Genomic DNA, 24,480 nt, shown 5'->3' with positions numbered 1-24,480 from the left:
TAAACAAGTATAAGTTTATTTGTAGGCAATATCTGTGCGAATTCATTAGGAAATTTAAGGGAATGAACAATAAATGACGAAACTAGATAGATATAACCGTGAAATATTGCGTGAGCTTAAAATTAATGGCCGTATTGCAAACTCTGAACTTGCTGAAAAAATTGGTTTATCAGCATCGGCTTGTTTGCGACGCGTGCAAGAACTTGAAAGTAACGGTGTCATTAATGGCTATCGAGCGGTATTAAATACTGAATTACTTGGCAATCATTTTATAGCCTATGTCACCATTGGCTTGGATGAGCATTCAACACAGTCGCAACAGGCATTTGAGCGGGCAATTAATGTTGCTGAAGAAGTTAAAGAGTGCCACAACATGACAGGTGCTTTTGAATATTTATTGCGGATCGAAACTAAAGATATTAAAGCATATAAAGCTTTTCATGCTGACGTTATTGGTGCAATACCGCAAGTGCGAACCATCACGACTCATGTAGTTATGGACTCACCTAAAGATGAAAGATGCTAAATGTAACGCCTTTAAGTAAAGGTAGCACTGTTGGTATTTACTGAGCATATTCGTTTTCTTGGGCGCTATATTTTAGTAAGCTCAAGAATAACTTTACTTATATATACGATTTATTAATGTCTAAAAAATCCATATTGATTACGGGCTGCTCGAGCGGCATTGGCTTGCACGCAGCATTAACCTTATCGGCACGTGGTTATCAGGTTTTCGCCACTGCACGTAAACCAGCAGATGTAGAAAATTTAGCGGCGAAAGGATTATCGGCGCATTTACTTGATTTAACTAAGCCGGAAACTATTGAGCAAACGCTAAACAAAATATTGTTAGAAACCAATGGCAAGCTTGACTACCTGTTTAATAATGGTGCTTACGGGCAACCCGGAGCGTTAGATGACCTACCTACATCAGCATTACGAGCACAGTTTGAAGCGAATGTTTTTGGTTGGCATGAACTTACTCGAAAAATAATTCCAATTATGAAGCAGCAGGGACATGGGCGTATTATACAGTGCAGCTCAGTATTGGGTTTTGTATCTATGGCTTATCGAGGTGCTTATAATGCTTCTAAGTATGCCATTGAAGGTTTAACTGATACCCTAAGGTTAGAGCTAAAGCCAGTTAATATTGATGTTGTGCTTTTACAGCCAGGGCCGATTAATACGCAATTTCGCGCCAATGCTTTAGCTGCTTTTCAAGCACATATTGATGTTGAGTCAAGCGATCATAAACAGCAATATCGTCAACAAATTGAGCGCTTAAGTAGCGAAAAATCAAATGCTGCGTTTACCCTTGAGCCATTGCATGTTACGCGTGCACTAATTCATGCGTTGGAAAGTAAGCGACCTAAATTACGTTACCGTATTACGACGCCAACAAAGCTGTTTGCAATATTAAAAAGATTATTACCGACACGTTGGTTAGACAGTATACTTGCCAAAGGCTAACTTAGTTTACAAATAGTGATATGCTGCTGTATGTATATCACTTCAATATTTCCCCAGCAACGCATTGTTGTCAAAAAGTATTTAAAAAAATAGCGTAAGCCGAATAGCGGCCTACGTTGTATAAATCATGTCAGTTAGGGCTATCAATTGTAGTGAAAATCCATACGAAGCAAATCGTTATACGAATAATTGCCAATAAAATCAACTTGAATGGAACTTACAATGATTTTAACTTGGACTGCCTGTCTTCTAAGTTGTTCAGCCTTACCAAATTAAAAACTACTCGCTAAGCCAACTAATAAATATGCTGCTTGGGGCGGTTTTATAATTTTAGTCATTGTCGCTTATATCTCCTCATTGCTGCATCATATCGCGGCAATGGCGTTCTTCTATGTACTAGTGTTAACCATGGCATGCTGAGGTTCTGTGATTTTTATCTATGACCATATTGCATACCGAATGCTTCATGTTGCCATTACTGTAACGGTATCTTCAGGTTAAAATGAGTACCCAGCGCTTCAGGACCAGCATCGTCATTATAGTCATCCCATGTCGAGAAACCAGTGCATATTATACGTTGAGGTAATGCGGTGCCATCTACGTAAACACTGGCCAAAGCGCTTGTTTAGGCACCTGAACCATTAAAGTCGTCTATACCTCGAATACTGAAATTTCCTGCGGCAGAAGAGTGAGCATTGGCTGTTTCAAATAATACTTCGATGATTCCACCTAAGTTTTGCTGGAACATTTTAGTATCACTATAAACAGCATATCGGCAGGTGTCTCTTGTAAAGTGCGGGTGATTTTTTCATATTCGATAGCAACATCATTTGCATAAGCCAATTGAATTGTTGCCAACGAATTTAATGCTAATGCAGTAGAGGTGCCAGTTTACTATTTTAAATGGCCATAGCCGTCTTTCCTTTGCAGGGCAAGCTTATTAATGTTTTACCCTTTACTTTTGTGTTTTCACAGGCCTTTATTGTTAAGTCCTGCAGAGAGGGAATCGTTTTTCAAATTGACTTTACCTAGTCTTGAAATTTTCGTTTTAGCGCAAACCTCGAAAACCATTAGTCATCATTGCTGATGCTCTTTACGAGTCGTCGTGCAACTTTGCATGGTTTTACCGATAATTAATGAATTGCTATATTGAAGATGAGAAGGCAGAGTGCTTGTTAAATATTGACAACATCTATTTGCTTTAACTGATCGAAAACTTAATGTTAACAGTTATTATTTGCAAATGATGTGTTGTTATTATGTTAAAAGGATTGTTAAAAGATGTTTCTTAATGAAATAGCCTATTAGAGAGGTTTAATGTTACTCATCGTAATAAGAGTGCAGAGTAACGTGTATTTTAGTGAATTATAGTTCAGTTTCTCGATTTAAATCATTGGGTAACATGAATTGTTACATTCATAAACGAATAAAATTCTCAGCTTAACGTATCTTGTTATTGAATATTAATAACAAGAATTTTAGCTTAATGGATCGACAGCTTAAAAACTGGATTGCAGAAGAAAAAATACCTAAAGTTATCGTACACTCAACCTTGCCGATGATCACGGCTATTTTAGCGTTATTTGCCTATGACTTACTTGAATCTAGTTTACTAGCTTTTAACGGCGAAGATGTTTTAACTGCGCTTGGTTTTACTTTACCAATCACAACCGCAGTAACTGCCATTGCCATTGGTATGAGCATAGTAACCAATAATAAAATTGTTAAAGTTTCATGCTTGCAAGGCCATCAACTTTCTAATGCAATAAGTAGCTCTTTGTTGGAAGCTACCTTTTTTATTGCGCTTTTTTCGTTAGTTTTTTGCTTTTTCAATGAAGCGATATTTTCATTTCTTGGCAGTAGAACTTGGGCTTCGGGTCATATTGGAGATCCAAAATTAATATTGGCAAATAGCCAAATGCTGTATGTTGAGTCACGTTATTTCACATGGATTTTTTTAGCTATTATTTGGCAAGTTAGCGCTATATTTAGGGCGCTTGGTAACTCAAAAATGGCAAGCCGTTTAATGCTGTCTTGGTTGCTATCTAAGAGCGTTATGGCAATTGCTTTATTAATACCGGAAAGCAGATTTTATATATCAGGGCTGGAAGGGCTGGCGTGGACTCATGGCATAACTGACGTTTTGTTTGCCTGCATATCGCTATTTATTCTTGATAAAAAAGTACATTTGACGATACCTAAGTTAGCAGAAATTAAGGGTGGTTTACTGTCAAATAAACTAAATAGTATAACGATTGTTTCGCAGCAGTTAGTAGCCCCGATTAGCATGGCAATAATAACCACCATTGTTGTCGAAATTAACTATAGCTATGTCGCTGCTTTCGCTTTTATATTCCGTATGGAATCCATTTTTTTATTGATACCTATGGTATTAACGACAACCATGCCATGCATTGTTGGTACTAACTTTTGGCTCGGTCATGTCAGCCGTGTTCGACAGGCATATTTATTTGCCTTTGGTTTGGTAATCTTACTGCAGCTTGTTTTAGCCCTTGCTTTAGTGATTAACAATAACATGTTGTCTTATTTTATTTGCCCAGAGGGTGCTGTGGCTGAGTTGTTGACTCTTTACCTTACTTGGGTACCGTTTGGGTATATCGGGGCGGGCTTAGTTATTGTTTATCAGTCATGTTTAAATGCAGAGGGAAGACCTTGGCAAGCGCTGTCTTTAGGCGTAATTCACCGCATTATTTTGTTATTACCGTGCACATTCATTGGCGCGGTATTTTTAACGGAAATAAGTTTGTTTCAAGCACTGATGTTAGGCCACTTAGCTGGTGGTATTTATGTTGTGTATATTTTTTATCGTCGCAACAAGCTAGCTAAAGCAACAAGCACTAATCGTCAAATGAATAACCATTTAAGTCATCAACAAAGCAATACTTTAGGAGAGCAATCATGAAGTTAAAAATAGTATTAGTTAGCTGTAGTGTTTTTATGAGTTCTATGGCCTTTGGCTATGGTGATAGCGAGCAAAAATTTGTTAACGCCTTGCAATCTGAGCAACGTGCGCAGGCTGATAGAGAGCGCGATAATGGCAGAAAACCAGCTAAAGTGATGAAGTTCTTTGGTATCGAACCAGGAATGACTGTTTTAGAAATTTTATCGAGTGGTGGCTATTATACCGAAGTATTATCTCATCGTGTTGGAGAGCAAGGTAAGGTTATTGCCCAAAATAATAAGTTTATTTTAGAGGTTTTTGATGGCCGTTTTGCCAAAGAGTTTGACCACCGAATTGCCAATCAACGCTTGCCAAATGTTAGTCATTATAAAAAAGAGTTTGGCGAATTTGATTTAAATAATGAAGTGGATGCGATAACCGTGGTATTAAATTATCACGATCTTTATTCATCTATGCCAAAAGCGAAGCGTAAAGCAATATTAGCTCAACTTAAAAGTGCCTTAAAGCCTAATGGTGTTTTGGGTATTATTGATATGCACGATAGTGCTAAAGAGCATAACCCCAAGTTACACCGAGTTAATCGAGATTATGTGGTGCAAGAGCTTATTGAGGCTGGCTTTATTTTAGATGCTGAAGCGGCATTTCTTCGTAATCCGAACGATGATTACACTAAAGTGGTTTTTGACCCTACGGTGCGCGGCAAAACTGACCGCTTTGTATTACGTTTTAAAAAGTCGACTTAGCTCATTATAGTCAGGTGATAGCCTTTGGTAGCTATGATGACAATCAGTATAATTAAAATGATCTTACTCACTTTTTGTGATTGAAATACCATTATGGTTGCGCCAAACTTAAGCCAAACCACAATAAAGATGAGCAAGGTTGTCTTATGTTGAAAAAATTACTTATCGTTATTGCCACTATTATCGCGATTCCGTTAATAGTGGCTATTTTTGTGCAAGATAGTTATGAAGTTGAGCGCGAAATAATAATAAACCAACCGAAAGTGGTGGTGTTTGATTACGTAAAACTATTGAAAAATCAGGATAACTATAGCAAGTGGGCACAAATGGACCCAGAAATGACAAAAAGTTATCGAGGTACTGATGGAGAAGTTGGCTTTGTTTCAGCTTGGGATTCACAAAACCCAGATGTGGGCAAAGGTGAACAAGAAATCATGGCGATTAAAGACGGTGAACGTATCAATTTTGAGTTAAGATTCTTAAAGCCTTTTGAAGCGAGTGAGCCTGCCTTTATGAGCACAGAAAGTGTTACTGATAATCAAACTAAAGTTATATGGGGCTTTAGTGGCCATATGGATTATCCAATGAATATTATGCTTTTGTTTATGGATTTTGAACAGATTATTGGTGATGACTTACAAACTGGGTTGAACAATTTGAAAGTGATATTGGAAAGCGAGTAGGGATTCATTTGAATTGCATTTTTAATCAATAGCTTTATTTTAAAGTCTCAATATCAAATTCTTTTAACTCATGCCAGTTACATTGCGGTATTTTAGTAAACCAAGGTGACTGTAACTTCTTGTTTATAAACTGCTTTGGTTGTTTAAGGTCAAGCGCGTAGGTTTTTGCAAAATATTGATGAAGTGATAATTGCACACTTTGCTCGGTTATTTGTTGATAGCTGTTTGCAAGTAGTTTTTTTGCTTCAATACTAATTATGTCGCTTTGTTGTATGTCAAAGATTGTCTTGAGAAATTTTAGGTTATTCTTTTTTGAGTTATTTGGAAATGATTGAGTTAATCTGGCAATTGAAGGATACAAGCGTTGGAAGTTTTGGCTTTGATTTTGTATTAAGAATACTTGTAATAAGTTTAAGCCACTAACAATGTTTCCCGAACGATTTGAATGTGCTTGGTATCTTGCTAACGCTTTTCGAAATCGCTGCTCTGCCGCTAGTAAGTCTCCGTTTTCAAGCGCTAAAACTCCGATATTATTTTCTATGGTTGCTAGCAATGATGTTAACTGGTCTTGTTCTGCAATTGTTCTAGCTAAATTGTAAATTTGAGTAGCTTCACTTTTTTGCGCTAAGTGTTTCGATACTATGGCTAGGCTTATCAGTAATCTGACCTTGTTTTGGCGAATATTATTATGTGATAGAGAACAAAGAAGTGCTAATTTCGCCTCTTCTAAGTAGTTGGAGCGCCTTAACCAGATTCCCAATGCGCTTAAAATTGGCACGATTCTACGATTAAATTCGTGGCTATGCGCGTGTTTAAATAATGTACTTAACGAATGTTCAACAAGGGAAAGTTTATTAAGCGGTAATGCAGATCGAATAATGGTAATGTGCCAGCGAAAAAACTCATCTTCAGTAAGAATTGATAGGTCATTTGGTTTTGAAAGCAATTGCAATGACCTTGATGGTTTAACAGACAAGTAATCTTCGGCTTCTGCTAATATAGAGACAAGCTGGCGGTTACTAGGTAACTGATTAGCTTGCGTTGCAAACATTATGCATGCAATTAGTGCGAATTTGAGTCTATACAAAAGACATAACCTTTTAAATTACCAGTATTATTTAACTCTGGCGGTTAAATTTCCGTGTCAATTCCTTTTGAATAATAAGCCATTTCGTAACTGTAATTAAGCAATTATAGCTAACTTCTCTACTATTGTTTGCTCATATTCTGTAGTAGCTGTAGTCGTTGTTGTTCTTGTATTGTTGCTTGGTACGGTATATCACTTAAACTTGATATTGCAAAATCTTTTATTTGGTATTTATTAATGGCGCTATCGCCATATCGGGTTGGCTGTCCTGGTGCTGGCGACATTAGCTCAATAGAGAAAGTCGATAAATAAAGTGGCGTTTGTCTTCCTTTTAGTACCGATAAGTGCGCCTTTAAGGCTATGCTTTCATTGCCTTTATTGAGTCTTTCTTTGCTGACAAGATGCGCGACTGGTTGTTGGTTAGCATCAAACAAGTTGGCTCTTACGCGATAAAGCCCTTTTTCTCTAACGTTTAAATTAGCTTGTATTAGCATATCTGATTCACTGCTAACGGCAGGCTGAAAACTTTCCAGTGTTGCGATGGAGTCAACATATTTAAGAGATAAAGCTAAGCTAATGTTTCTGCCGTTAACGTCTGCTTTTACGGTCGCTTGTAATTGGTCTGGAAAGTCACGTTCTCCGTCAAGCTGCACATACCAGTTATTTTCATCTTGTTTAAAGCTTTTCGTATGCAATTGTTTGCCGGTTGACAAATCGATGAGCTGCAATTTTGCGCTTTTAATATTTTCACCTATTAATGTAGCCTGTATAGACTCTGGATAGGTGTAACGATACTTTGAAAGCTTGGCTGTTAGTGTGTTGCCATTATCATCAACAGGAATAGTTTGCGGATTAAAATAATTGGGCTTTAAGCGGTCGTAATCATTGGCGTTTAGTGGCCGAGAATAGGGAGGATAGGTAATTTCTCCAGCATAGGCTTTGGCAACTAAGGTCGCCGAGTCGTTTGTTGTTATATTGGTTGCAGTTGTAGTTGTAGTTGTAATTGCTTGGTGATTCTTTTTAACCGTTTTAAGTTGATGTTCCTGTAATGCAATTGTTGTTTTTTCCAACCTTGATTGCTGTTGTACAGGGGCTTGGGTTGGCATTGTTGGCCAAAAAAGCCAAACAGTGACAACAACAATACTGATTGCCACTATTCGCTTTATCAATGGATTACCTTTCATAACGCTGTATCGTTTTCTACTTTAATTTAATTAGGAATAGCGTCGTAAATCAGTGCCGACATGCTGTCATTGTCAGAATTTTGTACATAAAGATAATTGCTTTTCCACAACCACCAACCTGTTGTTTTTGTGTAGGTGTCAAACTGAATACTTTCTCCAGAAAGTAAATTTTGCTGGTTACTTGCAGCGGTAACTTTGCCTTCTTGTTCCGGCTCTAATAATGAACCATGGCTATAATCTTCGCCCATTAACATTGGGTAATGAAATGGCATAAATCCTGACACGGCGTTGTTTTGAGTGGTTAGTTTGCCGTTAAAGGCAACTTGTGCGCTACAACTGCCATAACTGCCCTGGCGATTGCCACCACAGGCTGAATGACTACCAACCACTCCGTCGTCATGTCCCTTAATAAACGGGCTCGTGACACCTAAATATTCGCTGGCGTCACCAACAAATCGTAATCGAGGAATACGAGCATCAGGTAAGGGGGCAAGCTGTCTAGCATTGTTAACTTTTAGGTCATGTAGTACACCCATTTCATCACTAAGATCACCTCCTAACCAGGCTTCGAGCGCTGCCTCTATTACGAAGGTCCAGCTTTCAGTGCCTTGAGCAACACTAACCGCTAAGTCGGCAAGTTCACTACCGCCACCTGCACCAGCAATATCAAAGGTAGCTACTATATTGAGGGGAGCTAGGCCTGCATTTTCCAGCCAAGTTTCTTGATTATCTATAATGTATCTTGCCACTAAATCACCAGTAGAGTGCGTAACGAATATGCAGCCAGGATCACAAAAGTTACTTTCTGAGAATGCCTTTAGCTTTGGCCAAACATAGTCAGATGCAATCTTGCCTTCAATTCTTTCGTAAGAGGGCCAATCAATGCGTGCATCGCTTAGGTTATTCCAATAGCCTTGCCAATAACGTTGGCCATTTGCTGTAACATCGCCGTCAGATATTAGTTGCTGCGGTTGAAAACCGTGGATCAGTACTATTTTGTGCTCTTTGCTCAGTGCCTCGGTGGAGCACAGTGTTAAACAGCAGCAGGCAATGGCGGCTAGGCTTTTAATTGTATTCATTTGTTTCCCCAAATTATTTTTATATTTATTACGTCATGTTTTTATTATGTGTATTTTACTGATCGGACGTTCGACCAGTTAAGGTGATAATAGGGTAGTGTTTATTTATTATCCAATTGCAGCATATTTATAATTTAAATGGCGAAAATAGATAGAAGATATAATCTTAGACAGTAAGGGCTATGGCTGTGTTTCGTGTTAATTTCTTGTTAATGGTTTGTGTTGGCGACTAGCTTTGAAAATTATGAATTAGATGAAAATTAACTAGATAGAATGTTAGATGTGGTTTGACCACTGTTTACATTTATATTCTGCGTTTTATAATCACTCTTCAATCCCCGTGGTTGAAGTACCTTGCTAAAGCAAGAAAAATTTATTCATTCCAGAGGTGTTTATGTACAACCTACCATTAACCATAAAACAAAAAATAATAATGGGGTTTAGCACAATAGGGATTTTGTTAATTGCAGGAAGCAGTTTTTTTTATAATTCATTAATGCAAATCAGTACCGCTAACAGTAATGTTGAATTACTTGCTGTACCTGTACAAAAGCAAAGTAATGCTTTGCAAATCAAATTACTTAATATGATTAAAATTGGTGCATTGGGCTTTACTCAACAAGATAAAGCTGCACTAGTTAACAGTGAGCAAGAATATAATAAGTTAAATCAAGAGTTTCAAGCTGCTGTTACTGTGTTAAGTGGCAAGGTTATGGATCAAGCGAAAATGCAACAAGCATTGAAGCAAGCTCAGATACATTACCAAGAATACGTCACTCAAACTGAACAATTTTATCAAGCGAAAAAGAATATTGCCGTTGCTAATGAAGCGTTTACTCAGCAATATCAGATTTTTGTTGAGAGCCGAGATCAGGCCAGCAACGATATGCTTGATTTAGAGCTTCTAGAAATAGACAACGAACAGTTATTAGAAGACATCATAGGTAATGGTGCTCGCATTGATGACATGCTCTATACCCTACAAAATACTATGTCAGGTTTACAGCAAGTAAATGAACTGGCTGTGTTAGCGCAACACAAAGAAGATGTAGGTTTTCTTATTGCCAACGCAAAAAATAACTTTGATTTTATGCATCAGCTATTTGAAAACATTGCAGATAAATCATTACTTGACGATTTCTCAAACCAGTTTTCCACTTTAAATCATTTATTAGTAGAGCCGGGAGAATTATATCAGTATAAACAAGGCGCACTAGAAGATGCCGTTAATGCGAATAAAGCGTATAACGACTCAGTGGTAAGTTTTAATGCCACCTATCAGCAACTTACTGTTTTATTGTCGTTAGCCGAAGCACGCTTTGTAGAATTGCAATTAACAACGAAAAATAAGGTGGAAACAGGTGAAAGTTTAGCGATTATTTTAGCTGTAGTGTTTATTATTCTTGCAAGCTTTATTGGTGTCATTACCACGCGCGCTATGCTGACTCCCTTGGCACTTGCCAATGATTCATTAGCGCTAATCGCGCAAGGTGATTTATCAAATCGCCTAACCGTTAGTAACGAAGATGAGTTTGGCGTGTTATTTAAAAATATCAATAAGCTCAGTGATGACTTAACTTCATTATTAAAAAATATTAGCCAAAATGCTTATTCGTTAGATGAGTCGTCACAAATAACCAGTGAGCAAAGCCAACGTATAGCTCAGTCAACATCGGCGCAAATAACTCGAGTTGATAGCGCTAAACAAATCGCAGAAAAAATGTTTGCCAGTTCAACCCGTGTGACTGATGAAGCCAATTTAACCGCAAATAATGTTTCAGAGGCGACAACACATAGTTATGAAATTCGCACTATTGCTGATGACAATAGTAATCGCATCGTGTCACTTTCTGAGCGGTTAAGAGAGTCGGTGGAGGTTATGGCTCGTTTAAGTAAGCACAGCGATAGTATTGGCGGCATTTTAGATACCATTGGCAGTATTGCGGATCAAACTAATTTATTAGCGTTAAACGCTGCCATTGAAGCGGCACGAGCTGGTGAACATGGCCGTGGTTTTGCTGTGGTTGCCGACGAGGTAAGATCGCTAGCATCGCGTACACAAGCATCGACTGCTGAAATTCAAACCATGATTGACGCTTTGCAAAAAGAAACACAAACCGCAGAGCTGGCGATTTCACAAGGGCAAACACAAGCATCAGAATGTGTTTCGCAAAGCCAAGAGCTTAGTAATGCTATAAAACAAATAGAAAGTGCCTTGCTAACGATTGATGAGATGAGTAAAAGTATTAGTGTTGCTTCGAATGAACAATTAGGTTTTAGCCAAGATATTGAAGCGACCATGAGTGAAGCGGCAGAAGCTGCAAGTCATAATGCTGCTGAATCACAAGACTTATCAAATCGAAGTGAAGATGTGAATAAATTAGCTGATTCATTAACTCAGTCAGTGGCGCGTTTTAAGCTTTAAATATTTAACATTAATAAAAATTGTTAGTACACGAGTGCTAGGTATCAAACTTGGCACTCGTTTAACACGCTTAATTATTTATTGAAGTAACAGCTATTTCCTGCTCGGCGTTATCGTTAAGGTGTTTACTAATATATTGCCAAACAATATCTTGGTGTTCACGCACGGGTAACTCGCCAAACTCTGCAGAAGGCCCAGGTTTGAAAATAGGGCTAGTTAGCGACTTTTGTAACTGTTCGCAGACAAAAATATCCTCTTGTAAAAAATCTCCAGAAGCGAGTGGATGATCGGCAGACATCTTGTCGTCTTTGGCAAAAGTTGATTTATACCAGTACATGGCACTACGCATACTTTGGCTTAAATAGGTTAAATCAGAGCATGGTTGTACTTTTGTTCGAATAACCATGCGACAAACAAGCAGTATTTAGATAAGAACTATGCCGGTATCTTAATTATTTGGGACAAAATGTTCGGTACTTTTGCCAAAGAGGAAGAAAAAGTAAATTACGGCGTGTACCCGAGAATAAACAGTGTTAACCCGTTTGTTGTCTTCTTCTCAGGGTACGGGAAGTTTTTACAACGCTTGTGGCAAGCTCCGTCTTGGTCATACCGTGTGAAACTATTTTTTAAGTCGCCTACTTGGGCGTGGCAGCAAGAACAATTGCAGCAAAAAAATAATAGCTAAAGTATTCTGTTTTAGAAAAGCAAAAGCGCTAATAAATTCATTTATTAGCGCTTTTTTTATTGAGTAATTGCTACTATCTAGGTGCGTTAGCGTATGGGTCAAATGGCTTATTGCTCTCAGAACTGTTATTTGAGTTTTCATTTTTCCGCTCATTTGAGCGAGGGCGAGAGTTTTGACCTCTATTAGTCGCATCTTGATTTTTACGGCCCTGTACTGGTTTCGAGCGATGTGTTTCTTTGAAACTATCTTTAGTTAATGGGACTATTGCCTCACCTTTAATTAATACTTTAGGCTCTTTTGGCTTGATGTGTAATGGAATTTCTCTCTGTCTAGGTGGAATTTCAAATTCGTCTTCACCTGGCTCAGGTAAATTTTTAAAGCTATAAAGATAGAAGCGTTCAAGTGTTTCTCTTGCCCATTGTGTTTTTCGTAAAAACTTTAAGCTAGAGATCATGCTTGGGTTATTTTTGAAGCATTTTATGCGGGTATATTCCGCTAAAATATCAAAGCCATAATGTGTTACTAGTTCACTGAGTAGCGTATCTAACTTTAAACCGTGTAATGGATTATTTAACTGAATATCTTCTTGGCTCATAATTTAACTTAATTAACTCGTCATTAAGCATGATTATACATTAAAGCGCGTAAAGTTTATGGGCAATTTACCTTTCTTTGTTGTTAAATCACTAAATTTCATAAAGCGTTACATACCTTTATGTTAAATGTTGTACACTTGTTTTTAACTAAATAATAACTTATTAAAACCGATGGAAATCACTATGAAAAAACTTATTGTACTATTAACGCTTTCTACGCTAAGTACCTCTGCTCTAGCACAAGAAACAAGTTGGTTAGACAGCTTAAAAAACTTAATCGGTTTAGGTGATGCTAAAGAGCAAGTGGTTGACGCTTCAGCTACACCAAGTGCTGGCGGTTTAGTCGATATGTTAACAGGCTCTTTAGATGTCAGTTCAGGCCAAGCCGCAGGCGGTATGGGTGCTATTTTGAACTACGTTAAAAATAATGTTTCAAGTGAGCAATTTAGTCAGCTTGCTAAATCTTTACCTGGTGTTGATGGGCTTGTTAGTCAAATGCCAGATATAAGTAAACTTAGCTCTGGCGAAGGTTTAGGTGGTTTACTTGATAAAGCGTCACAATATAGTGATTCTTTAAAGTCTATTAATGATGTGAAAAAGCAATTTGAAGCATTGGGTTTAAAGCCAGAGATGATCAGTGGTTTTGTAACTACAGCGCAAAGTTACCTAGATACAGAGCAAGGCCAACAAGCGAAGCAAATTTTAACCGATGGCTTAGGAAAACTATTAGGCTAGTTACCAATATTGTTGCTGAATATTTAATTTTTTAATTAAGCACTTTGCTAACAGCAAAGTGCTTTTTTATTTCAGCTATTAAGTGAAATAAAAAATGTAAGTGTGCATAAAGGAGTGTGCTATGCAAAGAAGAAATTTTTTGAAACAACTCGCAGGTTTTAGCTCAATTGCGGCCTTAAGTGCGTGCTCAAATATTGGTGATCCTGCTGCTTCTGTTGATAAAAAAAGGCTGTATATTGACGGTTTATCTTTTGTGCCAGATGAAAGTCTTGATGTAAAAGCATCACAACTCGATAGTTTCATTGCTGATATTTCTGCAATTGAAGAGGTAAAGCTTGCTGACGGCAGTGTTAATTATAAGCGTACTTATAATGCCTGCATGAAAAGCATCAAAGAGAAATCAGCAAAAATGTTAGCCGCACCTGATATTTACTCTATTGCGACGAAAGGCAGTGAAATTGCAAAAGCTCGCCAGCAAAATAAATGTGCAGTGTTTTTACAAATTCAAGGAGCTGATTGCGTTGAAGGTGGGCTTGAGCAAGTTGATGAATTTCATCAGTTAGGCTTAAGAGTACTGCAACTAACACATCATTATAATAACTTATACGCTGGTGGTGCATTAAGCCTAGAACAACAGGGTTTAAGCAAACAAGGCTTTGCCTTAATAGATAAACTTGAAAGCAAAAACATGCTGATTGACTTGTCTCATTCTAGTGTTGCCAGCGCTCAAGATACTTTATATCGAGCCAAAGGGCCAATTGTTCAAACGCATGGTGCAGCGCGAGAAATTATCAACAACGCCCGTTGTACACCAGATCATATTTTAAAAGGCATTGCTGATAGTGGAGGTGTGTTTGGGGTATTTATGATGTCGTGGTGGCTAACCAACGAAAAAATACCAAGACCAGAGCATTATATTGCACACTTAAAGCATGTAAGAAATGTCGCCGGTATTGATGCTGTGGCTATTGCTAATGATTACCCGCTAAGAGGGCACAAAAACGCACTGTTAGCGGGTAATAATAATGCTGTAGCCATTAAAGGTTACGATACTTGGTGGCAGGGGCTTGGTGAAAAAGGTGTGCTAGGGTTTGAGCGAGATGTTAATCATATTGTTATTCCTGAACTAAATCATATTAAACGTATGCGCTCTATTGAATATCAATTATCAAAAGCAAAATTTACTGGTTCAGAAATAGATAAAATTATGGGAAAAAACTGGCAAAGAGTGTTAGTTGATGTTTTGGGCTAGTTGCTAAATTTAATTTTTATGGTCATGTGTGCGTCTTTTGTGAATTTATTTCGTCTTATTAGTAAACCTTATTGGAGATAGATATGAAGTTTACCGAAAAGAAAGTGGCAGCAAAAAATAGTTTTATTCGTAATAGTTCATCAATGCTAAAGAATGTATTTGGTACCAGTGATGTGACGCCATTTTGGATAGCAGATATGGATTTTACCATTGCAAAACCGATTCAACAGGAATTACAACGGCTTGTAGAGCGTAATCAGTTTGCTTATGAGAATGACTCTGCACAGGTTTTTAATGCTATTAGCGGTTGGTTCAAGCGTAGGCATAACCTAACCTTAAGCTCGAATCAATTTGTGCAAGTGCCTGGCGTATTAGCCGGAATTGCTCTGTTAATTCGAGAGCTTAGTAAAAATGGGGAAGGGGTGTTAATTCAAACTCCCGCGTATCATCAATTTGCAAAAGTGATTAGCGGCGCTGGTCGTGATGTGATTAAAAGTCCTTTGCAACTAGTTAATGGCCGTTACGAAGTTGATTATAGCGACTTAGAAGAAAAGCTAAGTGCTGATAATGTCACGTTAATGATATTGTGTAACCCACATAACCCGGTGGGGCGAGTGTGGCGTGAAAATGAAATACATCAAATTCAAACCCTGGCTGAAAAACATGGCGTCACTATTATTAGTGATGAAATTCATGCCGATATTGTTTACTCAGGCCATAAGTTTACTAGCTTAATGGCAAAGGGCGCGAAAAAGCATGTTGCTTTAATTGGCTCTCCAGCAAAAACATTCGGTATGCAGAGTATTTCAAATGGCTATATTTATAGTGAAAATCAAGAAATATTCGACACTATGAGCAAACTATCGCAATCGCTATATATTGATCACGGCAATGCTTTCACGACATTTGCCACGATAACGGCGTTTGACCAAGGTGGAGAATGGCTCGACGGGTTTTTACAACAAATGCAAGGAACTGTTGATTGGATCGCGTCATTTCTCGCTGAACAACTACCAAGTGTCACTATGACTCCAGTTGAAGGCACTTACCAAGTGTGGTTAGACTTTTCAAAACTTGGTTACTCTAATGACGGCTTAGTTAAGCTATTTGGTGATGCTGGTTTCGGTGTTTCGCCTGGGACTTGGTTTGGAGAAAGTTATGGCCAATTTGCCCGTATGAATTTTGCGGCACCAAAAGCTGATATAGAAAGTGCTTTTCTGCGTCTACAAACAGCAATTTCATCGGCAAGCGGGCAATATAATGGCTGCGGTGGTAATGCCTCAAAAAGCTGCTGTTAAAGTTAAATACGCCATTTTAACGCATTAAACGTTTAAGATAACTAATAGCCTTCTTTCGAGAAGGCTTTTTATTTACAGCAGCCTGTTTTTGCTATGTTTATAAGCAATCTTTTATTATATAAACAAGTGCTTGATCCTAAAGATTTTGAAAGCACAGATGTTGAATTATTTTTTCCCACATGACCGCACATTTGTGTGCGCCTATTTTTGTTCTTCAATCTTTAACACACTTTACTTACAGGTTATTTGGGCAATAGGGCTGAATATGATTGCACTGGTATTGAGCGCTCATATACCTATAGTTTGAACAAAATACAGGCGGCGCGATGGCTAGTAGTTTACTGATTCATTACTCTGAATTATTTACTGAACCCACTAGGCCGTGCACGGAGGCGATATTTATTATTCGGCCCCAATTGTTTTTTTGCATCGCAGGTAATGATTGTTGAATGGTATGAAAAGCTGCAGACAAATTAATGGCAATAATATCGTTCCACTTTTCAACGGGAAATTTTTCTGCGCTTTCCGTATGTTGAATACCAGCGTTATTGATCAATATATTGATATCGCCCAGTGTTGAGCGAGCACACTTAATAAAATGTTCAATGGCACAAGTGTCTCGCAAATCAGCATTATTAAAGTAGGCATTTATGCCATATTCTTTTGCAAACTGCTGGGCCAGCCCGCCACCCTCTTCCTCTGTTAATAAGCCATGCAGGGCTAGGTTGATGCCTTGCGTAGCCAAAACATGTGCAGTTGCCAAGCCAATTCCACTAGTTGAGCCAGTAATAAGTGCAACTTTGCCTGCTAGTGTTTGTGCCGTTGTCATTAATTTCATTCCTATTAAATAGCGCTACAAGCCAAATAGTGGCGGGTGTTTTGCTGAATAAATTTTAGTTGTTAAAGCTTACAACAAGCAGGCGTGGATTGAAGTGGCACCTTAGTACCATTGCAATTGAATAATTCGGCCTCAGTAATTGCATATACTTGGTGGAGAAACTAATGAGAAATTAAAAACGAGAAAACAAAAAAAAGCCCAACTTGTAGTTAAGTGAGGCTTGATTAATATGATGACTAGATTTTATGCTTTAAGCTTCTTCATCCTGAAAAATGTCTTCAATGCTTAGCTTAAAAAGTCGTGCAGCTTTAAAAGCCAGTGGTAAACTTGGATCAAACTTACCCTTTTCAATGGCGTTAATGGTTTGGCGAGAAACGTCTAAAGCATCAGCAAGTTGTGCTTGCGTCCAATCTCTTTCTGCACGCAACACTTTCAATCGATTTTTCATTGGTAGTTCCTATTGCCAATAAAGGTAGCACTTAGATAAGTCAACCCCATAAAAATGACTAAATGAGAAATTTCAGCATTAAACCCTATTAAATTCAAAACATCTAAATTTGAATACGCCAAGCCAACCACTAAGCTCAGGCCTAAAGTAATACCCATGGCATTTAATTGAATGCGTTGTTGCATTTCATCTAAGCCTTTTATGTGTTGAATATTCACTAACACCATTTTCAGCCCAAGTGCGAGATTTAACACTACCGCAATAATTGTCAGTGCTTGATTGAAACCCCAGAGAAAATGAGGACCAAAATTAGTGAGTGCCATGCTAATTACCCAAATGGCGGTCCAAAAACCAAGTTTAGCGGTATTTTTTTTATTCCTTTCTTGCCAGTTTGAAGTTTTATTTACACTGTCATCAGTCATTTTGATACTCCTTGTCTGTTCTGTTTTACTAAAAGTTAAGTCTGCTTTACATTTGTTAATGTAGAACATGAGTATTTTTATGTCAAGTGTATTTTACATATAGTATTGTCTTGATGACTTTAAGTCGATTAAGCTTAACTTTATAGGCGAGTTTAAAAGCTGAAATTTAGCGCAAGTAGGCTAGCGAGCTGGGCTTGTTGGTTAGCCTACCGCTATTTGACTAGATCTTGTTTTGTAGAAGTTTTCGATATTCGCCAGGTGTTTGCTGAGTAACTTTGTTAAACCAGCGGTAAAAAGATCTTGGCTCGGTAAAGCCTAGTTCTGCACTAATTTGGTTTAGGTTTAAGCTGTTGTTGTTAAGGTGTCTTTTGGCTAGCGCCAATCGTGTTTCGTCTAGTACTGTTTGAAAATTTAACCCTAAGTTTGCTAAGCGTCGCTGTAAGGTTTTAGCGCTAATGCCAAAGTTTTTCGCCATTTCTTGCTGATGAAAACAGCCTTTTTTCAGCGATATTTCAATAGCGGCTCTTAATTGACTAGAAAAGTCATTCTCGTTACTCATATTGGAAATAAGGCTTTGAGCGTGAGTTTCTAAAGTAGAAAGTAATTGCTGGTCACCTTTATTTAATGGCAAGGTTAATAATGCTTTGTTGAAAATAATGGCATTTTCATCTTGAGCGTAACTTATTGGACATTTAAATACCGCTTGGTATTCATTTTGTTGCGCTAATGTCGGCTGCTTTCGCATTAGTCTAAGTTCACTTGGGTTGCTGTTTTGACTAACTAGGTAACGAGCAAAAGTTAGCCAAGAGGCTAAGCAGTTATCAACCATATGACGCTTAACACTAGGCTCTGTAAACTGACAATGCCAACTAATTTTTACCTGCTCACCAAGTTGCTCAAATGTGGTGGTGCCCATATCACCCACTAACTTTTCAAACGGCTGAATTTTAGTCAGGGCTTGTCCTAAGTTTTCACAGTTCATCAAAATATAGCCCAAAACACTATACGAGCCAGGCTGCACATATTTAGCGGTATGCAAGCCAAAAAGTTCATCCTCCGATTGGCTGATCAAGGATGAGATCAATTGCTGAAACATTAAGCCGGTTATGTGCTTACTGTTATCAAGTAGTATTGATTGTTCTATGCCGAGAGTATGACAAATTTGCTCAACATTAAGCTGTTGCTCTATGGCAAGCTGTAAATACTGATTCACTGCTGGCACCGAAGCTTGGCCTAAGTTTGCATCTAAATTGTTATTTGGCTGAGCAGCGATGTTTTCTGTTGTGTTATTTACCAATGTATTATTTGTCATATTTTTATTAACTGCTAAAAGAGGTCAAACCTGACCGTAATTTTGTCCTAAAATGTCACCTTGACTGTCTTTTTAGGACATTTTGCCTGTTGTAGCTTCGTTTTATCATAACTAACAATAAACGAATAGTGAATTAATAGCAGGGGCGTTAAATGAGACGTTGGAATGGCTGGGGTGATGAAAGTACCTCAATGGAGTTACCTCAATCGGCAGGAGCATTTTTGTCACAAGTTGTCGGTAGTGGCAAGTGTTTGCCCGATGCAACATTAGACGATATTGTCAGCAAAGTTCCAGCTTCTCGCTTACCTGAACATGCGCTGGTTATTACCGACGAAGAAGAGCGAGTTCGCCATGCAAAAGGTCAATCACTACCTGACTATTTAGCAGTGCGAAGTGGTGACATAGCTTGTTTTCCCGATGGGGTTTGTTATCCAGAAAACTGCCAAGATGTGAAAACTATTTTAGCTTATGCGAAAAAATATCATGTTGAGGTGATCCCATACGGAGGCGGCACTAGCGTTGCAGGACATATTAACCCTAAGCAATCACAACGGCCAATATTAACTGTTGATATGGGGCGGATGAACCAATTACTGCATCTAGATGAAGATAGTCAAATTGCGACCTTTGGTGCAGGTACTCCCGGGCCTATGGTTGAAGCTCAGTTACTAGCGCGCGGATATACTCTTGGCCATTTTCCCCAGTCTTTTGAGCTTTCTACTATTGGTGGTTGGGTTGCGAGCCGCTCTAGTGGTCAGCAGTCACTACGTTATGGTCGTATTGAGCAAATGTTTGCTGGCGGTAATATTGAAACTTTCGCTGGTTCGTTGGATGTACCAACATTTCCTGCATCGTCGGCTGGCCCTGATTTACGTGAATTACTTTTAGGCTCGGAAGGGCGCTTTGGCATTTTAACGCAAGTAAAAGTGCGAGTAAGTAAAGTTGCCGACCGAGAGCAATTCTCAGTTATTTTTTTCCCAAATTGGCAAGCAGCCAGCCAGTTTTGTAAAGAGTCTGTGCAGCAGCGCATCGCTTTGTCTATGTTGCGCGTTAGTAATGGAATTGAAACGCAAACTCAACTCAAACTTGCTGGTCATGAAAATCAAATAAAATGGTTAGAGCGTTATTTGTCGATGCGAGGCTGCGCTGAAGGTAAGTGCATGTTGACCTTTGGTTTAACCGGCAGTAGCCAGCAAATTAATGCTAGTAAAAAGCAATTGAAAGCGCTGGTTAAAAAATTCCAAGGGGTAAATACTGGTGAAATGCTTGGCAAAAAATGGCAAGCAAATCGCTTTCGTTCACCGTATCTTCGTGATGCTTTATGGCAGCAAGGCTATGTGGTTGATACCTTTGAAACGGCAACCGATTGGGGCAATGTTGATAGCTTAATGACAAAAGTTGAAGAGAAAATTCGTCATGGCTTAAGTGACGAAGGTGAAAAAGTGCATGTATTTACGCATCTTTCGCACGTTTATAGCCAAGGTTGTAGTTTGTACACCACTTATGTTTACCGAAATGGCAATAGTTACCAAGAAACCTTAGCACGCTGGCAAAAGTTAAAGCATTTAGCGAGTGACACTATTGTTAATAATGCCGGTACTATTAGCCATCAGCATGGCGTTGGTAAAGATCATGCGCCTTATTTATCAGTTGAAAAAGGTGAGTTGGGGATGAAGGTATTAGAAAACTTAGTACAACACTTTGACAGTGAACAGTTACTAAACCCGGGGACTTTGCTTGAATAGCGAATTAGCCCGATAACAAATAAACGAATGTGAGCGCGATGAATAAGTCAAAGCAACAAGCAAAAGCTAGCACGTTAAAGGCAGCGTTTGACACTAAGTCGTCGCTCTCTGAAAACTTTGCTTTGTCTGAAAACATAGCTATTAACCGCGCACAACGTATTACAAAAATACGTCAGCACGACTGCTGGGATATGATCATTATTGGCGGCGGTATTACTGGTGCGGGTATTTTAAAACTGGCCAGTCAAATCGGCTTAAAGGTGTTGTTAGTTGAGCAAAAAGATTTTGCATGGGGCAGCTCAAGCCGTTCATCAAAAATGGTACATGGCGGTTTGCGTTATATGGCGCAAGGTCAAATTGGTTTAACACGTGAATCAGTTATTGAACGACAACGCTTGCTAAAAGAAGGCCAGCCATTAATTGCCAAGCAAAGCTTTGTTATGAGCCATTATAAAAAAGCCTTCCCCGGGCCTTGGGTTTTTAATCAATTGTTAGCTTGCTACGATTTTATTGCTGGTATTAAACAGCATAAGTTCTGGCCGAAATCATCATATTTAGCATTAGCGCCTAAGGTTAAAGAAGAGCAGTTGTTAGGCGGAACGCAGTTTTTTGATGCATTAACCGATGATGCGCGACTCGTACAGCGCTTAATACAAGAATCATTACAGTTAGGCGGGCAAGCGCTAAATTATGCCAAAGTAACTAAGCTAGAATCCCAAAAACAAAATCAGCAAATTACGGTTGAAATAGATGGTTGTGAGTCAGCATTAACCATTAATGCCAAAGTGGTTATAAACGCATGTGGAGCGTGGTCGGAATTATTAAAAGCAAACTGTGTTGATGTAGAGAATAAAAATAAAAAGCCTGTTATGCATATGCGGCCGTTGCGGGGCAGCCATATAATTATACCTAATTGGCGATTACCAGTGGCGAGTGTCATTGCCATTCGTCATGCGCATGATAAACGGCCTGTGCAAGTTTACCCTTGGCAAAACGTTACTGTTGTTGGAACAACCGATGTTGAGCATAAGCAAAATATGGCGAAAGACGCGCAAATTAGTCAAAGTGAGTTTGATTATTTACTGGCCGCGATTGAGCAGCAATTTCCCGATGCGAAAATAACCGAACAAGATGTTATTTCGACGTTCGCAGGTGTTAGGCCGGTAATGACTTCTGAGCCTTCAGCGGCACCATCAAAAGAAAAACGTGAACATTACATTGAACAAAATGCAGGTGTTATTTCTGTTACCGGTGGCAAACTTACAACCTTCCGGTTAATTGCTGAGCAAGTACTGCAAATGGCAGGTCAATACTTAGTAGCAAATTCGGGTTATAAAAAACTAAATAACAATTACCAAGCAGCACTTGAACTTGCCTGCAAGCAGCCGATTCTTTCACCATCAAATGCGATGCGAGCTCCCTTTTTTAATGACGATATTAAGCAGCAAATTAACGCAAACTATGGCGAGTTCAATCAGTTGTTTGTTATTCTTATGGAAAAAAGGTATTGTAATCCAATACGTTATAGTAAATATTTGTGGGCGGAGCTTATTTGGTCAGTACAGTTTGAGCAAGTATTTCACCTTGATGATTTACTGTTAAGGCGTACCCGTATTGGCAATGTTTTACCAAATGGTGCCCAGGAATTAATACCAAAAATTAAACAATTATGTGCCCCCTTTTTACCTTGGAATGAGGAACAATGGCAGCGGGAAATTAACCGTTATTGTGCCATTTGGCAACGGGCGTATAGTGTTCCTAATAATCAGCAACGACTTGGCAAAACCACGGATAAAATGCTTCAAGAGAATAATAATTAATGACAATAGACGTAACAGCCAAGCAAACTAAAGATAATAACGCCGAAAATGCAAAACAAGGCACAACGACTAGTTCGCAAGATGAGCTAATTTTAACCATAGATAATGGCACACAGAGTGTGCGCGCCTTGTTATTTGATCTAAAAGGTAATTTAGTTGCCAAAAGCCGAATAGAACTCGAAGCTTATTTTTCAACCAACCCAGGTTGGGCAGAGCAAGATGCAGATTACTTTTGGCAAATGTTAGCGCAATGTTGTCAGCAACTTTGGCAACAAAGTGATGTAATTAAAAATGGCTATCGAGAAAGAATAACAGCGGTAACGGTAACCACGCAACGTGGCACGGTTATCAATTTAGACAAAAATGCTAAACCGTTACGCCCGGCAATTTTATGGCTTGATCAACGCTTGTGCCAACAAAACAAAGCGATGCCTTGGTACTGGCGATTAGCTTTCGCCGCGATTGGACAAACTAAGGTCATTGATTATTTTCGCCGTAAATCGCAAGCTAATTGGTTAGAGCAAAATGAGCCTAAAGTTTGGCAAAATACCGATAAATTCCTCTTACTTTCTGGTTTTTTTACCCATAAGTTAACAGGGCAGTTTAAAGACTCTATCGGCAGTATTGTTGGTTACTTACCGTTTGATTATAAAAAACAAAATTGGGCAGGTCGTTGGGATTGGAAATGGCTGGCTTTGCCAGTAAAGCGCTCTATGCTGCCAACTTTAGTCAAACCAGGTGAAATACTCGGCACTATTACTGAGCAAGCAGCACAAGCAACAGGCCTAGTCGCCGGTACTAAGTTGATTGCCTCAGCCTCAGACAAAGCTTGTGAAGTGCTTGGCTCAGGTTGTATCAGCCCTGACACCGCCAGCTTAAGCTATGGCACTACAGCAACAATTAACACCAATAACGCTAAATACATTGAGCCACAGGCTTTTATTCCACCTTATCCATCGGCAATTCCTGATAATTTTAATGCTGAAGTGATGATTTATCGTGGTTTCTGGATGGTGAACTGGTTTAAGCAAGAATTTGGTCAAAATGAAATTGAGAAAGCGCAAACCTTAGGGGTAAGTGCTGAAAGTTTGTTTGACCAACTAGTAGCTGAAGTGCCACCAGGTTCAATGGGGCTAATGTTGCAGCCGTATTGGTCGCCGGGCTTGAAAAACTTAGAAGCTAAAGGCGCCATTATTGGTTTTGGCGATGTTCATACTCGCGCTCATATTTATCGCTCGATACTTGAAGGTTTAGCCTATGCTTTGCGTGAAGGTAAAGAAAGTTTAGAGAAACGACAAAAGTGCAAAATTAGCCGCTTAATTGTGTCTGGTGGTGGTTCGCAATCAGACGCGGCATTGCAACTTACCGCAGATATTTTTAACTTACCCGCGCATAGGCCACATACTTTTGAAACTTCGGGCTTAGGGGCTGCCATTAATGCCGCCGTGGGTAGTGGTTACTTTGACAATTACCAACAAGCAATTGATGAGATGACGCGCATTGAGCAGTCATTTTTGCCAAATCAGGTGAATGTGCAGCTATACAACAAGTTATATCAGCGGGTATATAGAAAAATGTACCGACAGTTAAAACCTATTTATCAAGATATAAAAAATATTACTGGCTATCCAGAATAGAGCAAAGCAATAAAAAGTAGCAAGAAAATAATAAAAGCAATAAAGCATTGATAACTTGTCATAAAATACAGTTAACATGCTGGTAAATAAACAAATTA

Annotated in this window: 23 protein-coding genes; 13 read left to right on the top strand and 10 right to left on the bottom strand. The window is 38.7% G+C overall.

What is annotated here, in order from left to right; translation table 11 throughout:
* Positions 1 to 73 precede the first annotated feature (73 nt).
* Positions 74 to 526, top strand: coding sequence for an Lrp/AsnC family transcriptional regulator (locus AC27HL_RS13275; RefSeq protein WP_487081519.1), 453 nt, complete (start codon positions 74 to 76; stop codon positions 524 to 526).
* 116 nt (positions 527 to 642) lie between these two features.
* On the top strand, positions 643 to 1,470 hold the full coding sequence (locus AC27HL_RS13270) for an SDR family oxidoreductase (protein ID WP_487081517.1): 828 nt from the start codon (positions 643 to 645) through the stop codon (positions 1,468 to 1,470).
* A gap of 625 nt (positions 1,471 to 2,095) precedes the next feature.
* On the opposite strand, the gene AC27HL_RS13265 is transcribed toward AC27HL_RS13270, so the two are convergent.
* On the bottom strand, positions 2,096 to 2,218 hold the full coding sequence (locus AC27HL_RS13265; protein WP_487081516.1) for a hypothetical protein: 123 nt from the start codon (positions 2,216 to 2,218) through the stop codon (positions 2,096 to 2,098).
* Between the two features lie 738 nt (positions 2,219 to 2,956).
* Between AC27HL_RS13265 and AC27HL_RS13260 the strand changes: the two genes are divergently transcribed.
* The 3 genes from AC27HL_RS13260 (at position 2,957) to AC27HL_RS13250 (ending at position 5,819) form a co-directional block, all read left to right on the top strand.
* Positions 2,957 to 4,393: an MATE family efflux transporter gene (locus AC27HL_RS13260; protein ID WP_487081514.1), complete on the top strand. Its 1,437-nt coding sequence runs from the start codon at positions 2,957 to 2,959 to the stop codon at positions 4,391 to 4,393.
* Positions 4,390 to 5,136 (top strand): class I SAM-dependent methyltransferase, encoded by a 747-nt coding sequence (locus AC27HL_RS13255; protein WP_487081513.1) that lies wholly within the window; start codon positions 4,390 to 4,392, stop codon positions 5,134 to 5,136. The genes AC27HL_RS13260 and AC27HL_RS13255 overlap by 4 nt, the downstream gene beginning before the upstream one ends.
* A 146-nt stretch (positions 5,137 to 5,282) precedes the next feature.
* Entirely contained in the window at positions 5,283 to 5,819 is a 537-nt protein-coding gene (locus tag AC27HL_RS13250) for an SRPBCC family protein (protein WP_487081511.1), read from the top strand.
* A gap of 34 nt (positions 5,820 to 5,853) precedes the next feature.
* Here AC27HL_RS13250 and AC27HL_RS13245 read toward each other — a convergent pair whose 3' ends face one another.
* The 3 genes from AC27HL_RS13245 to AC27HL_RS13235 form a co-directional block, all read right to left on the bottom strand.
* Positions 5,854 to 6,870, bottom strand: a complete 1,017-nt coding sequence (locus AC27HL_RS13245) for a hypothetical protein (protein WP_487081510.1) — start codon at positions 6,868 to 6,870, stop codon at positions 5,854 to 5,856.
* Between the two features lie 158 nt (positions 6,871 to 7,028).
* On the bottom strand, positions 7,029 to 8,075 hold the full coding sequence (locus tag AC27HL_RS13240; RefSeq protein ID WP_487081509.1) for a hypothetical protein: 1,047 nt from the start codon (positions 8,073 to 8,075) through the stop codon (positions 7,029 to 7,031).
* A 41-nt stretch (positions 8,076 to 8,116) separates the two neighbouring features.
* Positions 8,117 to 9,169, bottom strand: coding sequence for a hypothetical protein (locus AC27HL_RS13235; protein WP_487081507.1), 1,053 nt, complete (start codon positions 9,167 to 9,169; stop codon positions 8,117 to 8,119).
* A gap of 496 nt (positions 9,170 to 9,665) precedes the next feature.
* Between AC27HL_RS13235 and AC27HL_RS13230 the strand changes: the two genes are divergently transcribed.
* A complete protein-coding gene (locus tag AC27HL_RS13230) occupies positions 9,666 to 11,594 on the top strand; it encodes a methyl-accepting chemotaxis protein (RefSeq protein WP_487081506.1) in 1,929 nt (642 codons plus the stop codon).
* 70 nt (positions 11,595 to 11,664) lie between these two features.
* Here AC27HL_RS13230 and AC27HL_RS13225 read toward each other — a convergent pair whose 3' ends face one another.
* Positions 11,665 to 12,000, bottom strand: coding sequence for a hypothetical protein (locus AC27HL_RS13225; RefSeq protein ID WP_487081505.1), 336 nt, complete (start codon positions 11,998 to 12,000; stop codon positions 11,665 to 11,667).
* A 60-nt stretch (positions 12,001 to 12,060) separates the two neighbouring features.
* Between AC27HL_RS13225 and AC27HL_RS13220 the strand changes: the two genes are divergently transcribed.
* Positions 12,061 to 12,279: a hypothetical protein gene (locus AC27HL_RS13220; protein WP_487081503.1), complete on the top strand. Its 219-nt coding sequence runs from the start codon at positions 12,061 to 12,063 to the stop codon at positions 12,277 to 12,279.
* 73 nt (positions 12,280 to 12,352) lie between these two features.
* On the opposite strand, the gene AC27HL_RS13215 is transcribed toward AC27HL_RS13220, so the two are convergent.
* Positions 12,353 to 12,874, bottom strand: a complete 522-nt coding sequence (locus AC27HL_RS13215) for a VF530 family protein (protein ID WP_487081502.1) — start codon at positions 12,872 to 12,874, stop codon at positions 12,353 to 12,355.
* Positions 12,875 to 13,058: 184 nt separating this feature from the next.
* Between AC27HL_RS13215 and AC27HL_RS13210 the strand changes: the two genes are divergently transcribed.
* From AC27HL_RS13210 to AC27HL_RS13200, 3 genes are all read left to right on the top strand, one after another.
* The gene (locus AC27HL_RS13210; protein WP_487081500.1) at positions 13,059 to 13,610 is read left to right on the top strand and encodes a DUF2780 domain-containing protein; all 552 of its coding nucleotides are present in this window, start codon (positions 13,059 to 13,061) and stop codon (positions 13,608 to 13,610) included.
* A 121-nt stretch (positions 13,611 to 13,731) separates the two neighbouring features.
* Positions 13,732 to 14,862 (top strand): membrane dipeptidase, encoded by a 1,131-nt coding sequence (locus tag AC27HL_RS13205; protein ID WP_487081499.1) that lies wholly within the window; start codon positions 13,732 to 13,734, stop codon positions 14,860 to 14,862.
* A gap of 83 nt (positions 14,863 to 14,945) precedes the next feature.
* Positions 14,946 to 16,160, top strand: a complete 1,215-nt coding sequence (locus tag AC27HL_RS13200) for a MalY/PatB family protein (protein ID WP_487081497.1) — start codon at positions 14,946 to 14,948, stop codon at positions 16,158 to 16,160.
* A 349-nt stretch (positions 16,161 to 16,509) separates the two neighbouring features.
* On the opposite strand, the gene AC27HL_RS13195 is transcribed toward AC27HL_RS13200, so the two are convergent.
* The 4 genes from AC27HL_RS13195 to AC27HL_RS13180 all read right to left on the bottom strand — a co-directional run bounded on the left by AC27HL_RS13195 (position 16,510) and on the right by AC27HL_RS13180 (position 19,180).
* Positions 16,510 to 16,989: an SDR family NAD(P)-dependent oxidoreductase gene (locus AC27HL_RS13195; RefSeq protein WP_487081496.1), complete on the bottom strand. Its 480-nt coding sequence runs from the start codon at positions 16,987 to 16,989 to the stop codon at positions 16,510 to 16,512.
* 259 nt (positions 16,990 to 17,248) lie between these two features.
* The gene (locus AC27HL_RS13190) at positions 17,249 to 17,446 is read right to left on the bottom strand and encodes a helix-turn-helix transcriptional regulator (protein ID WP_487081495.1); all 198 of its coding nucleotides are present in this window, start codon (positions 17,444 to 17,446) and stop codon (positions 17,249 to 17,251) included.
* Positions 17,443 to 17,868 (bottom strand): hypothetical protein, encoded by a 426-nt coding sequence (locus tag AC27HL_RS13185; RefSeq protein ID WP_487081493.1) that lies wholly within the window; start codon positions 17,866 to 17,868, stop codon positions 17,443 to 17,445. Before AC27HL_RS13185 ends, AC27HL_RS13190 begins: the two co-directional genes overlap by 4 nt.
* 220 nt (positions 17,869 to 18,088) lie before the next feature.
* The gene (locus AC27HL_RS13180) at positions 18,089 to 19,180 is read right to left on the bottom strand and encodes an AraC family transcriptional regulator (RefSeq protein WP_487081492.1); all 1,092 of its coding nucleotides are present in this window, start codon (positions 19,178 to 19,180) and stop codon (positions 18,089 to 18,091) included.
* Positions 19,181 to 19,332: 152 nt separating this feature from the next.
* On the opposite strand from AC27HL_RS13180, the gene AC27HL_RS13175 reads away from it, so the two are divergent.
* Genes AC27HL_RS13175 through AC27HL_RS13165 form a run of 3 tightly spaced genes read left to right on the top strand, consistent with a single transcriptional unit; the run spans position 19,333 to position 24,382 of the window.
* Positions 19,333 to 20,925: an FAD-binding oxidoreductase gene (locus tag AC27HL_RS13175; RefSeq protein ID WP_487081491.1), complete on the top strand. Its 1,593-nt coding sequence runs from the start codon at positions 19,333 to 19,335 to the stop codon at positions 20,923 to 20,925.
* A gap of 38 nt (positions 20,926 to 20,963) precedes the next feature.
* Positions 20,964 to 22,745 (top strand): glycerol-3-phosphate dehydrogenase/oxidase, encoded by a 1,782-nt coding sequence (locus AC27HL_RS13170; protein ID WP_487081489.1) that lies wholly within the window; start codon positions 20,964 to 20,966, stop codon positions 22,743 to 22,745.
* Positions 22,745 to 24,382: an FGGY-family carbohydrate kinase gene (locus AC27HL_RS13165; RefSeq protein WP_487081488.1), complete on the top strand. Its 1,638-nt coding sequence runs from the start codon at positions 22,745 to 22,747 to the stop codon at positions 24,380 to 24,382. Before AC27HL_RS13170 ends, AC27HL_RS13165 begins: the two co-directional genes overlap by 1 nt.
* Positions 24,383 to 24,480 lie beyond the last annotated feature (98 nt).

Source organism: Colwellia aquaemaris, assembly GCF_057548755.1.
The sequence above is the reverse complement of the archived record's forward strand: the minus strand, read 5'-3'. Positions and strand labels throughout refer to the sequence as shown.

Bases quoted from the DNA above. Each gene is read 5' to 3' on its own strand.
- AC27HL_RS13200 (WP_487081497.1), top strand. From the start codon at position 14,946: ATGAAGTTTACCGAAAAGAAAGTGGCAGCAAAAAATAGTTTTATTCGT.
- AC27HL_RS13270 (WP_487081517.1), top strand. From the start codon at position 643: ATGTCTAAAAAATCCATATTGATTACGGGCTGCTCGAGCGGCATTGGC.
- AC27HL_RS13170 (WP_487081489.1), top strand. From the start codon at position 20,964: ATGAATAAGTCAAAGCAACAAGCAAAAGCTAGCACGTTAAAGGCAGCG.
- AC27HL_RS13230 (WP_487081506.1), top strand. From the start codon at position 9,666: ATGCAAATCAGTACCGCTAACAGTAATGTTGAATTACTTGCTGTACCT.
- AC27HL_RS13190 (WP_487081495.1), bottom strand. From the start codon at position 17,446: ATGAAAAATCGATTGAAAGTGTTGCGTGCAGAAAGAGATTGGACGCAA.
- AC27HL_RS13165 (WP_487081488.1), top strand. From the start codon at position 22,745: ATGACAATAGACGTAACAGCCAAGCAAACTAAAGATAATAACGCCGAA.
- AC27HL_RS13195 (WP_487081496.1), bottom strand. From the start codon at position 16,989: ATGACAACGGCACAAACACTAGCAGGCAAAGTTGCACTTATTACTGGC.
- AC27HL_RS13245 (WP_487081510.1), bottom strand. From the start codon at position 6,870: ATGTTTGCAACGCAAGCTAATCAGTTACCTAGTAACCGCCAGCTTGTC.
- AC27HL_RS13275 (WP_487081519.1), top strand. From the start codon at position 74: ATGACGAAACTAGATAGATATAACCGTGAAATATTGCGTGAGCTTAAA.
- AC27HL_RS13260 (WP_487081514.1), top strand. From the start codon at position 2,957: ATGGATCGACAGCTTAAAAACTGGATTGCAGAAGAAAAAATACCTAAA.
- AC27HL_RS13250 (WP_487081511.1), top strand. From the start codon at position 5,283: ATGTTGAAAAAATTACTTATCGTTATTGCCACTATTATCGCGATTCCG.
- AC27HL_RS13220 (WP_487081503.1), top strand. From the start codon at position 12,061: ATGTTCGGTACTTTTGCCAAAGAGGAAGAAAAAGTAAATTACGGCGTG.
- AC27HL_RS13210 (WP_487081500.1), top strand. From the start codon at position 13,059: ATGAAAAAACTTATTGTACTATTAACGCTTTCTACGCTAAGTACCTCT.
- AC27HL_RS13265 (WP_487081516.1), bottom strand. From the start codon at position 2,218: ATGTTCCAGCAAAACTTAGGTGGAATCATCGAAGTATTATTTGAAACA.
- AC27HL_RS13215 (WP_487081502.1), bottom strand. From the start codon at position 12,874: ATGAGCCAAGAAGATATTCAGTTAAATAATCCATTACACGGTTTAAAG.
- AC27HL_RS13255 (WP_487081513.1), top strand. From the start codon at position 4,390: ATGAAGTTAAAAATAGTATTAGTTAGCTGTAGTGTTTTTATGAGTTCT.
- AC27HL_RS13180 (WP_487081492.1), bottom strand. From the start codon at position 19,180: ATGACAAATAATACATTGGTAAATAACACAACAGAAAACATCGCTGCT.
- AC27HL_RS13205 (WP_487081499.1), top strand. From the start codon at position 13,732: ATGCAAAGAAGAAATTTTTTGAAACAACTCGCAGGTTTTAGCTCAATT.
- AC27HL_RS13175 (WP_487081491.1), top strand. From the start codon at position 19,333: ATGAGACGTTGGAATGGCTGGGGTGATGAAAGTACCTCAATGGAGTTA.
- AC27HL_RS13235 (WP_487081507.1), bottom strand. From the start codon at position 9,169: ATGAATACAATTAAAAGCCTAGCCGCCATTGCCTGCTGCTGTTTAACA.
- AC27HL_RS13185 (WP_487081493.1), bottom strand. From the start codon at position 17,868: ATGACTGATGACAGTGTAAATAAAACTTCAAACTGGCAAGAAAGGAAT.
- AC27HL_RS13225 (WP_487081505.1), bottom strand. From the start codon at position 12,000: ATGGTTATTCGAACAAAAGTACAACCATGCTCTGATTTAACCTATTTA.